Source organism: Mixta mediterraneensis, assembly GCF_014946725.1.
GTDB lineage: Bacteria > Pseudomonadota > Gammaproteobacteria > Enterobacterales > Enterobacteriaceae > Pantoea > Pantoea mediterraneensis.
Genome location: NZ_JACFXY010000003.1, coordinates 348,369 through 361,641 on the forward strand (window position 1 = coordinate 348,369; position 13,273 = coordinate 361,641).

The 13,273-nt window shown below is 56.7% G+C and carries 16 protein-coding genes and 2 pseudogenes; all 18 read right to left on the bottom strand.

What is annotated here, in order from left to right; genetic code table 11:
- Nucleotides 1-6: 6 nt before the first annotated feature.
- Nucleotides 7-354, bottom strand: a complete 348-nt coding sequence (tnpB, locus tag H2P46_RS08260; protein WP_193403484.1) for an IS66 family insertion sequence element accessory protein TnpB — start codon at nt 352-354, stop codon at nt 7-9.
- Entirely contained in the window at nt 351-986 is a 636-nt protein-coding gene (tnpA, locus tag H2P46_RS08265; RefSeq protein ID WP_193403483.1) for an IS66-like element accessory protein TnpA, read from the bottom strand. Before tnpA ends, tnpB begins: the two co-directional genes overlap by 4 nt.
- Complete coding sequence (locus H2P46_RS08270) at nt 905-1,456, bottom strand: phage baseplate assembly protein V (RefSeq protein WP_238938960.1); 552 nt, start codon at nt 1,454-1,456, stop codon at nt 905-907. Before H2P46_RS08270 ends, tnpA begins: the two co-directional genes overlap by 82 nt.
- Nucleotides 1,456-2,625, bottom strand: coding sequence for a phage late control D family protein (locus H2P46_RS08275; protein WP_193404651.1), 1,170 nt, complete (start codon nt 2,623-2,625; stop codon nt 1,456-1,458). The genes H2P46_RS08270 and H2P46_RS08275 overlap by 1 nt, the downstream gene beginning before the upstream one ends.
- Entirely contained in the window at nt 2,613-2,825 is a 213-nt protein-coding gene (locus H2P46_RS08280; RefSeq protein WP_021544461.1) for a tail protein X, read from the bottom strand. Before H2P46_RS08280 ends, H2P46_RS08275 begins: the two co-directional genes overlap by 13 nt.
- Nucleotides 2,825-3,709: a phage tail protein gene (locus tag H2P46_RS08285; RefSeq protein WP_193404652.1), complete on the bottom strand. Its 885-nt coding sequence runs from the start codon at nt 3,707-3,709 to the stop codon at nt 2,825-2,827. The genes H2P46_RS08280 and H2P46_RS08285 overlap by 1 nt, the downstream gene beginning before the upstream one ends.
- Nucleotides 3,709-6,174 carry a phage tail tape measure protein gene (locus H2P46_RS08290; RefSeq protein WP_193404653.1) on the bottom strand — a complete coding sequence of 822 codons (2,466 nt, stop codon included), beginning with the start codon at nt 6,172-6,174 and terminating at the stop codon, nt 3,709-3,711. The genes H2P46_RS08285 and H2P46_RS08290 overlap by 1 nt, the downstream gene beginning before the upstream one ends.
- A gap of 195 nt (nt 6,175-6,369) precedes the next feature.
- Complete coding sequence (locus tag H2P46_RS08295) at nt 6,370-6,684, bottom strand: phage tail assembly protein (RefSeq protein WP_000084225.1); 315 nt, start codon at nt 6,682-6,684, stop codon at nt 6,370-6,372.
- 98 nt (nt 6,685-6,782) lie between these two features.
- A pseudogene (locus tag H2P46_RS08300) lies at nt 6,783-7,064 on the bottom strand (hypothetical protein).
- A 2-nt stretch (nt 7,065-7,066) separates the two neighbouring features.
- Nucleotides 7,067-7,591: a phage major tail tube protein gene (locus H2P46_RS08305; protein ID WP_164965982.1), complete on the bottom strand. Its 525-nt coding sequence runs from the start codon at nt 7,589-7,591 to the stop codon at nt 7,067-7,069.
- Nucleotides 7,588-9,014 (bottom strand): annotated as a pseudogene (locus H2P46_RS08310) (phage tail sheath subtilisin-like domain-containing protein). Before H2P46_RS08310 ends, H2P46_RS08305 begins: the two are co-directional and overlap by 4 nt.
- Nucleotides 9,004-9,255, bottom strand: a complete 252-nt coding sequence (locus H2P46_RS08315) for a hypothetical protein (protein WP_187424347.1) — start codon at nt 9,253-9,255, stop codon at nt 9,004-9,006. Before H2P46_RS08315 ends, H2P46_RS08310 begins: the two are co-directional and overlap by 11 nt.
- Nucleotides 9,255-9,719 (bottom strand): Gp37 family protein, encoded by a 465-nt coding sequence (locus H2P46_RS08320; RefSeq protein ID WP_193404654.1) that lies wholly within the window; start codon nt 9,717-9,719, stop codon nt 9,255-9,257. Before H2P46_RS08320 ends, H2P46_RS08315 begins: the two co-directional genes overlap by 1 nt.
- Nucleotides 9,719-10,165, bottom strand: a complete 447-nt coding sequence (locus H2P46_RS08325) for a gp436 family protein (RefSeq protein ID WP_032637441.1) — start codon at nt 10,163-10,165, stop codon at nt 9,719-9,721. Before H2P46_RS08325 ends, H2P46_RS08320 begins: the two co-directional genes overlap by 1 nt.
- Nucleotide 10,166: 1 nt before the next feature.
- Nucleotides 10,167-10,523 (bottom strand): DUF2190 family protein, encoded by a 357-nt coding sequence (locus H2P46_RS08330; protein ID WP_193404655.1) that lies wholly within the window; start codon nt 10,521-10,523, stop codon nt 10,167-10,169.
- 10 nt (nt 10,524-10,533) lie between these two features.
- Nucleotides 10,534-11,487: a hypothetical protein gene (locus H2P46_RS08335; RefSeq protein ID WP_023214050.1), complete on the bottom strand. Its 954-nt coding sequence runs from the start codon at nt 11,485-11,487 to the stop codon at nt 10,534-10,536.
- A 13-nt stretch (nt 11,488-11,500) separates the two neighbouring features.
- Nucleotides 11,501-12,598 carry a peptidase gene (locus H2P46_RS08340; protein ID WP_193404704.1) on the bottom strand — a complete coding sequence of 366 codons (1,098 nt, stop codon included), beginning with the start codon at nt 12,596-12,598 and terminating at the stop codon, nt 11,501-11,503.
- 215 nt (nt 12,599-12,813) lie between these two features.
- Complete coding sequence (locus H2P46_RS08345) at nt 12,814-13,272, bottom strand: phage virion morphogenesis protein (protein WP_193404656.1); 459 nt, start codon at nt 13,270-13,272, stop codon at nt 12,814-12,816.
- Between the last annotated feature and the right edge of the window lies 1 nt (nt 13,273).

Genomic DNA, 13,273 nt, shown 5'->3' on the forward strand with positions numbered 1-13,273 from the left:
AGCAGGTTATATCCGCAGGCCAGGCCGTTCAGTCCGCTGTGGGTGCTTCCAGTTAATGCCTTCCAGCAGCATGGAGAGCTGCGCAGGCGTCAGATGCACTTTTCCGTCACGGGTCACCGGCCAGACGAAGCGCCCCCGCTCCAGTCGTTTGGTGAACAGGCACAGGCCGTCCCGGTCGGCCCACAGCACCTTTATCATGTCGCCGCGACGACCGCGAAAGATAAACAGATGACCGCTGAACGGATCGGTGCGAAGCGTGTTCTGCACTTTCGCTGCCAGCCCGTTGAAGCTACAGCGCATATCTGTCACGCCAGCAACCAGCCAGATCCGCGAACCTGCCGGAAAGCTAATCATGACTCACCCTCCCTGAGTTCGCTGACCAGTGCGCGCAGAAGTTCAGGCGTCAGCGGGCCAGTCAGGTTGAGGCTTCCACCTGGCAACGTCAGCCTGCAGCTGATGACCGGTGGCAGGTCTGCTGATACGACGCCGTTTTGCCTGGGCGGAGGGACAACAGGCTCCATAGTAACCGGAATCAGAGTCGCTCTGTTGGCCGGATCCAGTAGCCCCTGACGATGCAGATTGCGCCAGTTGAACAGCAGATTATCGTTAATGCCATGCTCACGGGCAATTTGAGCCACACAGGCGTCCGGCTGCAGGGTCAGCTCCGCCATGCGAATTTTGAATTCCAGAGGCCAGTCCGGCCGGCGTTTTTTTACAGGAAGATTTGTCTCAAGATTGAAGGCATAGAGCTCTTCCTCCAGGCGTTCAGGCGTGTATTCTTCCGACAATGGCCAGTTAATTCCGGTTCGTCGAAAACGCGTGAACATTTTATGTATGGCAGATGAGCTAAGGTTCAGTTGTTCTGCTATTTCACGGTAAGTCAGAGCCTCATTAAAGCGCAGGCTCAGCGCTGTGAAGATCCATGGTCTTCTGGTGTAAGGCGTATTTTTGTCCACGGTAGTGTCCATGTTCGCGAAAGTGTCCATGGTAGGAAACGCGGGCAAAAATAAAAGACGGTCTGGATGAGACGCTTACTGGTGGTGTCAGCGGTCAAATCAATGGTTTTTCCCTTCAGGCTGATACCTACCGCAACCTCGATCACCACATGCTCGATACCACCTTTGACCGTCAGCGTATGGGTCGCGTGGTTATAGCTGAACTCTGCGCCATCCGCGTATTTCGTGCCCCGGACATTTTTGTCGCTGAACGGCGGTTTATCGACTTCTGAGTACACCGCGCCCAGAATGACACCATCCTCGCCGTTGGCATCGAGCAGCACTTCAACCTGCTCCCCCACGTCAGGGAGCCAGTAATCCTTGTTATCCTGGGTATTGCGCTGCAGCACGTTAAGCCAGTTAGTGCGCAGGTTATCGCATTCCGGCAGACGAACGCGGGCCTGAACCTTGTCGGCATCGACGGCGCTGACCGTACCGACCTGACGGGTGACGCCTGTCATTATTTTTTCTCCTTTATTACCGTGGACGTGCTGCCGTCCGGTTTATAGACGGTCAGCGTCTGGGTTTTTCCGGTCTTTTTACCTTTCTTCGCTTTGCCCTGCGTAACCGGCCCTCGTGCCACTTCCAGTTCGGTGATGTAGCCGCTGTTACGGTCAAACGCATGGCGGGCAGTAGTTATCAGCCATGGCCCGGATAACTGACCAAAACCCACCAGTTCAATTTTGTTGCCTGCAGTCAACTGGGGCGTCCCCATCAGCGTCAGGGAGCCGTTCTGCTGGTATTCGTTATGCCTGGCCAGCGCCGAATCTGCTTTAATCCGTGCGGTGTCCGGGTCGCTGACGCGGCTGTTGACCTTCAGTGAGTCGGCACTGGTGACCTTACCACCTTTGGTTTTTTTGTCGCTTTCGCTGGTACCGCCATCAGCTTCATAAACGATCAGCTTTTTATCGCTGCTCTTCTGGTGTTTTACTTTCGCTGATTTGTAGACGCGGTTGATGGTGTCACGCAGGGAAAAGCTGGCCACATCCTGCGGCTTCAACTGTTTTACCGGCTCCTGACCGCGCAGCGTGGCCAGATGAGAGAAAATCAGCTGGTCGCTGACCACTTTCACGGCATAACCATACTCGCTGGCCAGTCGGCGCAGGAAGCCCACGTCCGTTTCAGCATACTGGGTCACCCGGTCAATTTTGATGGACTCAATACTGCCAACCAGCTTCAGCTGATGCTTTTTGGCAATCCGTCCGGCGATGGCCGCCAGCGTGGTGCTCTCGAAACCACGACTGGATTTTGTCCGCAGGGCGTTGTTGACCGACGTGGCCACGCCCCGGATAGCGACAACGGACGCGGGCGAACTCACCTCGATCTCGTCTATAGAGAACGTACCGCAGGACAGCAGCTTCTCGCCCTGATAACCCATTTTCAGCGTCAGCGTGTCACCCTCGCCCGGATACCACTTATCCAGCCAGCGGTCATCGGTGTCGTCCAGTTCCACCTCAATGGTATCGGACTCGCTTTTGATGTTATCGCTGTAGGTTACGCGGGTGACATAGGGGGCGATATCGGTGGTGATGTTCTTCTGCAGATACCATAGCGTGAACACCGGACTCAGAACATCGCTGACGCCGGTTAACGCTGATGCGGCTTGTGCAGTGCTGTTTATCTCAGCCATGGGGCAATATCCTCTTCTGTACTGGCTTCTTCAGCCTCGATAACCGGAATCAGTAACAACAGCCCGGAGGGCAGCACCGGCGTGATGGCCACGTGTGGATTGGCGGCAATTATCCGGGGATAGCCCAGCGGGTCGCCGTAGTACTGCCATGCGAGAGAGTCCCAGCGCTCTCCGTCACGGGTGACATGTTCAAGAAACATCACACACTCCTCGCCAGAATTTTGGCTGCCATGGTGCTTAACCCCGGCGACATACGGGTGAAGGTGGTGCTGGCGGAGTTAAGCTGCCCGGAAACGGCATCCAGCGCTGCTGCGATATTGCTGCCGTCCACGCCGCTCAGTGAAGACTGTGCCTGTTGTACATACGTGGCCGCATCACTGGTGGCTCTGGCCAGACTGATGGCATCAGGCATGGATTCAGAAAGCGCATTAAATGCCGGAACGCTTTGACCCAACGCCCCGGACACGTTGCCCAGCCCGCTCATAAGCCCCGGTACGCGGATCAGTGCAACGGCGGGGTTATCCTTCATTTTCTGCGCAACCCGAACGGCACTGATGGTGGTCTGGAGAACAGACTGCGCCTGTTTGGCGTAGTTGACGCCGTCGCGGACGTACTGCGCTACCCCGGAAGGTGAAGGAACGGCACCGGAGACCGCCCCGACGCCGGGAACCTGCGTGCGTATTGCGGATGGCTGTAGCGGGTTTTTCGGGTCGCCGATGTACTCCCGGAGAGACGCGGTGGCGTTGACGGCCAGCACGTTGCCGGTGCTGTCGGTCTGCTCGCTGGTCGCAGTAACATCGGTAATCACGAACCAGCCGCGATAGTCACCGTTGCCGAAGACCAGCGCCAGCGCCTGATGGGCCTTCATGGCCGTTCGCAGTCTCGCCAGCTCCACGTCGGGCACACAATAGTGCTGATGGAAGACCAGGCTTATCTGGATTTCGTCGAGCTTATCGCCAACGAACTGCAGGCCGGGCTTACCCTCGATACGGGGATGCTCCGCATAATCGACGCCGAACGTCGCCTCGAAACCGTCCCAGTAGGTAATCAGTTCAAACTCAATATCTCCCAGTACTGCGAACATTAGCTGTACCTCCTGCGTTGTTGCTGAGCCAGCAGACGCTCCAGCATTTTCTCCAGTTCATGCAGGCTCATATTCAGTGTGCCGGTCAACCCGTCAGGCGCTGCGGTTTCTTTGCCATTGAGGAAAAACTGAGGATTAAAGCTGACCTGAATACCGCCAGACGCTCCGCCGCCAGTTGCAGCTGCGCCACGACCTGAATATCCCGCCGCCATGATTTCCGGCGACGGGATACGGGGAACATCCGGTGTCATTTCAGTGGCCAGGCGCTGCCCGGCCAGCGCAGCCTGTGGTGTCGTGCGTTGCAGGCCGATAGCCGCTCCCTGCGCGATGTTGTCACCAAAGCCCATGAATACCCGGCTTGGCGAATGGATACCCAGCTTTTCTTTAAACCAGCCACCGACGCTGTCGCCCATGTCTGTGACGGTGGTTTTGAGCGACTCCCATTTGTTTTTGATGCCGTTAATCAGGCCGTCGATAAGATGGCCACCGAAGTCGGTGAACTTCGCTGGCAGATCAACGCCGAGATATTTCAGCGCAGCCGCAAAGGCTTTATAGAGCAGACCAACCGGCGACCAGTTAATCAGCAGCTTACCAATCCCCACGACACCGCCATTAAACGCCTCTTTAATGTCAGCCCAGCGCTGTTTAAACCAGCTACTGACTGCGCCCCAGTTGCGATAAATAAGGTAAGCTGCTGCCGCGACGGCGGTGATGGCGAGACCAATGGGATTCATCAGCAGCGCCCGGCCAATCCAGAGAACGGCCCGCCCGGCGATCATAATGCCGCGAACCAGCCCACCTGACAGCACACCACCCAGTGTTCTGGCTCCTCTGGCGACGGCGCTGAAGCCGGTCACCAGCCAGCGGAGCTTACCGCCTTCACCGAGTGCAAGCGACAGTCGAAGCCAGTTGGCCCGCAGTAAAACGGCATTTTTCCAGACGTTAACAAAGGGGGAAATAAGGAGATTCAGCCCCAGCTTGAGACCGATAGTGGCCATCTTGAAAGCGAGTAATGCTCCTACAACCTTTATGGTGCCGCTGACGATTTGCGGGTTTGCCGCTATCCATTTGCCGACACTGTCCATTAAAGGAATAAAAGTCTCACCCAGTTGGATCAAGGCCGGGCGTAGTGACTCACCAATGCTGATGGCTGCCTCGTTAAAACCAATCTGAGTTCTGCGCCAACGACCTTCGAGCGTATTATTTTGTTTTGCAGCATCCTTATCCAGCGTAGACATTGCTGACGGGGTATTCATTTCCTGCTTGCTGGAAAGGTATTTATTCCAGCCCTGACGCATTGACAGTAAATGGTTAACGGTCTGGATATCAGTGAAGACTTCTGCCAGACCAAATGCCTCCATTAGTTTCTGCTGGCCTTCCTGATCGCCTCTTGATCCTGCTGCTTTCCATTGCTGTAAAAACGCCTTACCTTTACCGTCAATGAAACGGTTGGCAATCATCAGCGAGGCTTCGTACTGTGAAAAGCCCTGAGCGACGTAATTCTGCATTGACCCCTGGTAATCCACCCCGGCTTTAGCATATTTCTGGATAGTATCTCCGCGCCCCATCGCCGCCAGCCAGTTTGACATATTGGTGACGGCCTCTTCCGCTGAGCCGCTGCCTTTACCAACTTCCAGACTGGCGACGATCTGGGTTATGGCGTCTTTGCCGTAAATACCACGTGCAGCGAAGGCTTTGGCCATACCGGGTAACGCTTTCGCCATATCCTTTAGTTCAAACGAGCCTAGCTTAGCCCCGGTTGCCGCAATCCCAAACGCCTGCTCCAGCTCTTTCGCATCGGTAATTTTCAGCGCATCGCTAAAGGCGTAGGTCATTTTTGCGAGGTCAGTCATATCCGCTTTGGTGGCCGTGGCCGCTTTACCGAGCATCCCGGCAAATTTAGCTGCCTGCTCCGGGTTCATACCATCGGCAACTAACTGATTAACACCCCCTAGCAGGGACTCCTGGAGCTGATTGACCTGAAGGGATGCCCGACGAATGGCAGTACCGATGGCCTGTTCCTGCCTTGAATCCAGATCACCAGTGACACTGATATCCCGCAACTGCGATTCAAACGAGGCATATTGTTTGACTGAGGCCATGACCGGTGCACCCAGTGTTCTGCCGATGGCATAGGTTTCTGCTCCCTGGCCATAGAGCGCCATGCGGTTAGCTTTCAGCGCGTCACTGGTGGCTGATACTGCTGACAAACGGCGCTGCTGGCGCTCAATTTGCTCCATTGTGCGGCTTACCCGCAGCAGGTCGCTGTTGAGGCGCTGCATCCGGGAAGAACCCAACTGACCATAGCGTTCTGTTGCACGGGTTAAGGCGTTTTGGCGTTCCTGCAGGCGGCGCGATGTATCGCCCAGGGAATCAAGGGCGCGTCGGGTACCGCTGACGGCTGAGCGGAAGCTGCTCCCGACAATGCCGCCAATAATGACGCCGACTGAAAATTCACTGGCCACGGTGGTTATCCTCTGAAAGCGGAAAAACGGAAGGAAAATGTCTGAGAGCCATGCAGAACAGCCGCGAGTAGCGGCTGTTAAGTGATGAGGAGTTAATGATTATCGCCGAACTCGCTTCTGATTTGCTCTTCAGCCTGCTCCAGCCACATCTCCAGATCGTCAGTATCGAGGGCATCAATCTCCCCCGGCTGAAATCTAAACCACCTCGCCAGCAGCCCCTGCGCCTGCATCAGCGTTTTCGTCGCTCTTGCCCAGCCCAGTGACTTGCTGAAATCGTTTCTGCAGCTCCATGTAGTCGGCAAGATCCATATTATCGAGGTCTTCCGGAAGAATACCGGTGCTACGGGCAATCAGCGGCTCGTCCCAGTCAGCCGGGTCTTTACTGATTTTGCGCACCTGCTTCAGGTCTTTGACCGTCAGGCGTTTCAGTTCAACCTGCTCAACTCTGGTGCCAGCAGCGGTGGTGAAGGGGTAAGACAGCTTAAAAGTATCGGATTGGGTTTGTGACATGATCGTGCTCCTGTGTAAGTTCAGAGCAGTATGTCTGGTGGTGGGACTGGCAGATATTAAAGGGGATTAAGAAGAAAGGGGCCGAAGCCCCTGTGATATCAGTGAGTGCGAAAGCCTTTGCAGTTACGCAGGAAGGCGATAAGAAGTGCCTTTCCTTCAGATTTGCCGATGCCGGTGAACCAGTGGTCAGGTGGCTCTCATGCCTCAATCAGGTCAGCTAGCTTTCGTGCTTTGGAGCGTGTGCAGTCAATCGGGTCATTGGTTTTCTGGGTATTAAAAAGGTTTTCCACCCCTGAAATATCAAGGATGGTAAACCACGTACCATTCCCCATGCCAATCGAACCACAGTTCCCGCCTTTATCTTCAATCTCGACGGTCACCGTCAGCCCCCGATGTTGATGCGGTAGTCGGTCAACTGGTCAATGCCGCCGACGCGGAAGATGTTGGCCAGATAGTCCAGCTCCAGCAACTCTTCACCATCCAGTACCTGCTTGATGTACGTGCAGGTGAAGCTACTGGAGAACTCGGCGTTCTCATGCTGTTTGAACGTCCCCAGCGGGTTCTTCTTAAACATGATCGTCAGGAAAGTGACCAGCGGAATTTCGTCAATCAGCCCCTGCGAACTGTAGCGCTGAACGCTGGAACGGCACTGCAGCGCCAGCGACTTATACGGGTTCGCGGCAGACAGCATCGCGTCGCGGTAAAAGCTGTTCCACTTGATCTCGCCCTCAAGCTTGTCGAAGCCAGCAGGGAGTTCCACCTTGCCCACCATCCCCAGCGCCTTATGCTCCTGCATGGTCATGGAGACGTCAGGCAGTTTGACCTCCTCGGCCCGGCCCAGCAGGTTAGCGCCATCCAGGTAGATGTTGGCATTCGTGATGCGGTTGATCTCAATCTTTGCCATCAGCTATTCCCCTTCAGGGTTAACAGGTATTCCGAGGTGATCTCAGTCTCAAACGTCAGTCGCTCCAGTGGCGGTGGCGGCGTGTATTTGTAGCTCAGCAACAGGTGACCGGCGGCCAGCTCCGTCTCTTCATTACGGGCCGGATCAAACCAGCAGCTGAAGCCCAGCAGCGCACCGTCGCCAATCAGCTTGCGACGTAGGCGTTGACCGACTCCGTCAGCGCATCAATCAGCGCCTGGGTAATCGGCATGTCGATGTACTGCTGGCTGAAATAACGCAGCGACTCGTTGATCACATCACCGGTGCGGCGAACGTTCTCAAAGTTGCGCATATGGGTGACCGTTGGCCATGCTGCCGTCCGGTTCCCCCACAGACGCAGGCCGCTGCCGTAGCTGCTGAAGACCGTAGTGATGCCCTGTTCGTTGAGCAGGTTCACCTCGCTCTGCGGGTCATCAATCATTGCCGACAGCTGGCGCTCGACGCCGGTGATACCCAGAATCTCCTGGTTGGAGGACGACCACCAGTAGCCCTTGTCCAGGTCGACTTTGGCACGCAGACCTGCAGCACGCTGGCTCAGCGGCTCCAGCCGTTCGCTGTTGGTGGCCGCGTCGTACACCTTGACGTGCGGGTAGCACAGACGGACGCGGTCGGAGCTGGTATTGAAGTTAATGGTGCCTTCCGGGCCACGCCCCGCCAGAGCCTGCGCAAAAGTGGTACCAATCGGCGCGTCGATGTAGGTCACCGCGCCCAGCTTCTCAGCCATGGCGATAAGCTCAACCGAGACGCTGTTCTGGGTGCAGAATACCGGGGCAATCAGGATTTTGGCGAAGTAGCCAAACAGGTTGAAGCTGTCGTTGAGCTGCTTCATGCCGGTACGGTTGCCCGCCGCGTTAACGGCACCGATGATATCAGCCGGGGTGACTTTGGTCGGATCAGCATAGTTATAGCTGGCCTTCACCGTTGCATCTGCAGCAATGCTCTTACCGAGGTTGGTAATCACCCCGGTCTGTGCATCAAGCGAGTAGTCCTGACCTTCCACATAAGGCTGGCCATCGCTGTCCGGTTTCAGCACCAGCTGCGCGACCACCGGATTAGCCAGCTGCGCTTTGCCCGTCGCCTTGTCGAACGTTATGTCTTCATCGGCCACAGTGGTTTTATGCACAACTGGATCTAGCACGTTAATGACCAGAACGGTGCCTGCGCCATGGTCGTAGATCGCATCCAGTGCCTGCGGAATGGTAAAGCCGGTGAGCTGGCTGCCAAACGTCGCTGCATCTTTCTCAGACAGGCACTGCACCAGCGTATTGACGTCCCCCATCGGGGCAGTACCAATCAGGCCAATGACGGCAGACTTCACCGTTTTTACCGGGCGGGCACCGTTTTCCACCTCAATGGTTTCGACGCCATGCAGATAGTTAGCTGCCATGGGAGTCCTCCGTTTTCACATCGTTGTCGCCGGCGTTCCTGCGCTTTGGTGACTGCACAGCCGGTGTGCTGGCGGGTTTAGTCTCTTCAGATACCGGCGTCAGATGCTTCAGCGCCACCAGTACCTTCACATAGTCATGCTCCTCCGGCAGGGAAACATTCTTCCCCGGCCAGAGCAGGATTTCGGTTCCGTCCGACAGCGTGACGCCGCTGGCCGGGCCGGAATAGCGGTATTCTTTCATCACTCGCTTTCCTCATAGTTCACTTCGGTTAACAGCGGGCCGGACGGTAAGTCGCTGTCTTCGATAAAGACGCTTTCGGTTGCGAAGTCGAGAGCGTACTGCCACAGCCCCTTGACCTCACCGATAAACACTTCACGGGTCAGCCAGATACGACGGCGGCAGTTCGTCGGGGTGTAGCCACCGAGGATGCGGCGGACTGCATCCAGAACGTCAATCGCACCTCTTTTACCGTTGAGCTGGCGAAAGACCACCGTGACGCAGAGCTGGATACTCTGAGGCTGGAGCACCGCACCAATATCATCGGGTTTGTCGAAGCGCGAACCGGCATAACTCAGCAGCAACGCCCCGACAGGATGATTCAGGCGGTATTCGGACGGTTTTTCCGGGAAGTACTCCACCTGCAACTGTGGCAGCTTCTCCCGTAACCGGGCCAGTACCGCATCGAGGACGGGCAGAACGTTCATCAGTATTTCTCCAGTAATCCGTCGCGCCCGCCAAAGGTGGGGCGGCGTGCCCGCGCCCGGATTTCACCGGACTCGGGCACATCCTTCTGAGTGGACTGCAGCCCCAGCGTCAGCTTCCCGTCGCGGATGGCCTCCAGCTGTCGCCGGGCCTCTTTGTGGTCATCCTTCACGGTATCCGGGACAGCCCCTTCCGGGCGGCGGGTGTAAAGCCGGTAACGCACCAGCGTGATGGCAATGTCCCGCAGAACGGTCGGTATCTCTGCCAGCGGCAGGGTATAGCGTCCGCGCAGATGGGCATCAATCAGCTCATCGGCATAGCGAATACAGCTGTCCACCACCTCAGTTTTCACCGTCGCGGGCGAGTCGAAGTCCAGCTCCTCATTGGTGAGCTGAATTAGCGTCCGCTCAGGAACCTGTTCAAGCAAATCCGCGAGGGTGCAGTACATATCACACCCCGCGCAGGATGCGGATAACGTCGCCTTCGGCCAGAGCCTCATCCAGCGCAATCCCGGCAGAAATACCCGCCGGGGTCTCGCCTGATGCGGCTGTCTGGGGAACGGCGCAGGCATTATCATCCGACTGGACGTTCTGCCCTTTAGCAATCGCAGCACCAGCCTCGACTGCAACAATACCCAGTACGTTGACCGGCGTTACATCACCGGCAGCGGCATCCACCTCTGCCACGCCGAGCGCGACGGCTCCGGCCTGACAGGGGCCATTATCGGCACCGACAAAGCGCTGTTGCGTCAGCGCTGCGCTGGCCGTCACGGTGGTGGTCAGAATGACCTGTTGAGTTGTACCCATAACCGTCTCCTTATTTCACGATGTTGGTGACGAGATACCCGGCATCGCCACCGACCACGGCGACTTTGTAGATATCGGTATAACGGCAGTACTTCACCTTACCGCCGACGCCGTCATATTTATCCGCCACCGGCATCCCTTTACGGCGTAGGGTGTAGCCGAAGGACGGCTCGTTTTCGTCGGCGCTGTCGGTGCCTGGCTGCGGTTTGCCAACGTAATGCAGCATCAGGTTGTCACCCCAGATATCGGTCGGGACTTTGTCCTTGTTCTGCGCGTCTTTCATGGAGGCCATGGAGACCGGCTCGCCGATCGCCACATCTTCCAGCTGGAAAAGATCTTTCAGAATTTCGATGGTGATACGCTTGCGCTCGTTAGCACCAATCGCGGCCTGAATCGCCGGGTGGAACTTCAGCAGCGACATGACACTTGCCCCCATGGTCATCAGGTTCGGACGCAGGCCGGTGGCGTTACGTACCGCCTCAATCCCGCCTTCAATGACGCCAATCGGGTCACCCTTACCACCGCCCCAGCGGTCAGCCGCAGCCAGCGCCTTGACGTTAGCCGCGCGATAGACGTTTTTGTCCTGGGCCAGACGGGCCGCATACAGTTCTCGCTTCAGGTTGACGCCGCTCGTCACACGGCGAATGGCTTTGGCCTCTTCGTTGAACATCGACTCTGCCTGCTCGCGATAGTCCACCGGCGCGGCCAGATCGTGCTCGTTGAGAACCAGGTCCAGCTTGCCGGTTTTCTCGCGCACCAGAACGTTACTGTCAGCCCCCACGGCACGCTCGGTGTCGTACTCCACAAAAGCGGATTTACCGAAGGTCGGCACGGTCACACCTTCCTTATCGGTAAGGACAATGGGGAAAATGCGCTCACCGATGAACGCGGCATTTTTATAACCGCGAGCGATGCTGGTCAGCACCGGGTCAACGACGCGCTTACCCTTTAAATAGTCAGACATGTTCTCTCCTTAATTACAGGCAGCGGGAGACAGCAGCGTCGTAGCTGATGCCTTCTTTTTTCGACAGTTCCAGCGCTTTCTGATGCAGCGCCAGACGTTCCGGGTCGGCTTCAGCGAACTCCGCTGACGTCGTTTTGATATCCGTGTTCACGCGGTCTTTGGTCGCATGCTCACTGAAATTCAGTACCGGATCAGTGCTGTCCAGCAGCGTCTTAAACGCCGTGGCCAGCGGGGTGCGGGTATCGCCTTCAGCAAACTCAACCGGCTTGTCACCTGCAGAGACCGCGTCCAGGATGGCCACGACTACCGACTTCGCTTTGGGGGCCAGTCGGCCATCGCCAACCAGCTTCTCGGCAAAGGAGACGTTCTCCGCGTGCAGTTTGTCCTGCTTGCTCTTCGCTTCCTGTTCTGCCCGCTGGGTGGCTTCCGCTTTCAGACGTGTGTTTTCCGCCTGAAGCGCTTTGATTTCTTCTTCAGTCATGGTGCTGTTCTCTTGTTGAGGGTTGGGATTGTGTTCACTGAAGTCCGGTTCAGACTTCCCGGTGTCGCGGTAAGCCTCTTCACGCAGGGAGTCAACCTGCCATGAAGGAAGCACCTTGTCGGTCTCGTCCAGCCCGAACTGAGCAATCAGAAAATCGCGCAGACGGCCCCATAAAGAGGCATTGGTGATATCACTCCAGTCGGCAAACTCCACGACGCCTTCTTCTTTCTCACCAAACGAGACCTGCTTCAGCCCCTTAATGGAAGGTGGCTGCGCGCCCAGAAAGCCGACATGACGCAGGTAAAGCGTGCCGGGCTTCGGGTTGTTCGGTGAGTCAGGGAGATAGAATGAGGCGGAGACCTTCTTGAAGCGTCCGTTGCCCACCAGTTCGGCAAACTGCGGATCGAGCTGGTCAGGCTCAGCGAGCAGATCGCCGCCGTTAAGCGACAGGGATTTCACCCAGCCCCACGCCGGATCTTCCGTTTTGGGGTGGCCAATAACGAGAGGCGCTTCATGGACGGACGGGTCATAGACTTTCACGCAGGCGGCAAGATCGCTTTGCGTGAACGGCAGTTTCGTGCCGTGCATATCGGTATGAGTACCGGCTTTAAAAATGTGAATGGCTGGCATTTTGCTGTCCCGCGTTACGTTGTCGGGGACAGTCTGTGGAAAAAGCATCAGCAGCGCTTTTAATCTGCTTTAGAAAAAATCGGGGGTATCAGTACGGGGAATGTCATGCTGCAGGCGAATAGTGGTGCAAAGCGGGGGCTGTAAAGCCTTTATAAAGGTAATACAGCCCCTCAGCGGCTGGCAATGATTAAATCACCCGCCTGTAGAGACAAAACTCAGCGACGGGCCGCTGCTTCAAGATGGCGGACAATCGTATCGAGGATGGGGACAACCACTTCAGGCTGCAGTTCACCGTCCCCCGTCAGCGGCAGGAACGGACGGGCAGGAAGTTCAACGGACTCATTACGTCCCGTTTTACCACCGAACTGGTGAATCGGCCCATAAACGACATTAGTGCCAACCTCTGCCTGCCGGTCGTCATGGTCGGTTGATACCGACCCCATCAGACGCCCGGTATCCTGCAGCGTTTGCCCGTCGCGCTCCTGCGCTGCCAGTGAGGGAGTCCACCCCGGACGCCCCTCATCGAGAAAGTTAAACTGCGTTTCCGCCAGCAGGGTTCCGGCGATTTTGCGCATCGCGGGTTCCAGGTCTGTGGCTGCAAGGTCCAGCGCACGAAGGCTCCGGCGCAGGGATTCATCGTTAATGGTGACATTGACCAGGTTATCGGAAGCCATC

Coding starts and splice junctions, on each gene's coding strand:
- H2P46_RS08285 (WP_193404652.1), bottom strand. CDS start 3,709: ATGTTCGCAGTACTGGGAGATATTGAGTTTGAACTGATTACCTACTGG.
- H2P46_RS08280 (WP_021544461.1), bottom strand. CDS start 2,825: ATGTTTCTTGAACATGTCACCCGTGACGGAGAGCGCTGGGACTCTCTC.
- H2P46_RS08340 (WP_193404704.1), bottom strand. CDS start 12,598: ATGCCAGCCATTCACATTTTTAAAGCCGGTACTCATACCGATATGCAC.
- H2P46_RS08325 (WP_032637441.1), bottom strand. CDS start 10,165: ATGTACTGCACCCTCGCGGATTTGCTTGAACAGGTTCCTGAGCGGACG.
- H2P46_RS08295 (WP_000084225.1), bottom strand. CDS start 6,684: ATGTCACAAACCCAATCCGATACTTTTAAGCTGTCTTACCCCTTCACC.
- H2P46_RS08320 (WP_193404654.1), bottom strand. CDS start 9,719: ATGAACGTTCTGCCCGTCCTCGATGCGGTACTGGCCCGGTTACGGGAG.
- H2P46_RS08275 (WP_193404651.1), bottom strand. CDS start 2,625: ATGGCTGAGATAAACAGCACTGCACAAGCCGCATCAGCGTTAACCGGC.
- H2P46_RS08315 (WP_187424347.1), bottom strand. CDS start 9,255: ATGAAAGAATACCGCTATTCCGGCCCGGCCAGCGGCGTCACGCTGTCG.
- H2P46_RS08335 (WP_023214050.1), bottom strand. CDS start 11,487: ATGTCTGACTATTTAAAGGGTAAGCGCGTCGTTGACCCGGTGCTGACC.
- H2P46_RS08270 (WP_238938960.1), bottom strand. CDS start 1,456: ATGACAGGCGTCACCCGTCAGGTCGGTACGGTCAGCGCCGTCGATGCC.
- H2P46_RS08345 (WP_193404656.1), bottom strand. CDS start 13,272: ATGGCTTCCGATAACCTGGTCAATGTCACCATTAACGATGAATCCCTG.
- tnpB (WP_193403484.1), bottom strand. CDS start 354: ATGATTAGCTTTCCGGCAGGTTCGCGGATCTGGCTGGTTGCTGGCGTG.
- H2P46_RS08330 (WP_193404655.1), bottom strand. CDS start 10,523: ATGGGTACAACTCAACAGGTCATTCTGACCACCACCGTGACGGCCAGC.
- tnpA (WP_193403483.1), bottom strand. CDS start 986: ATGGACACTTTCGCGAACATGGACACTACCGTGGACAAAAATACGCCT.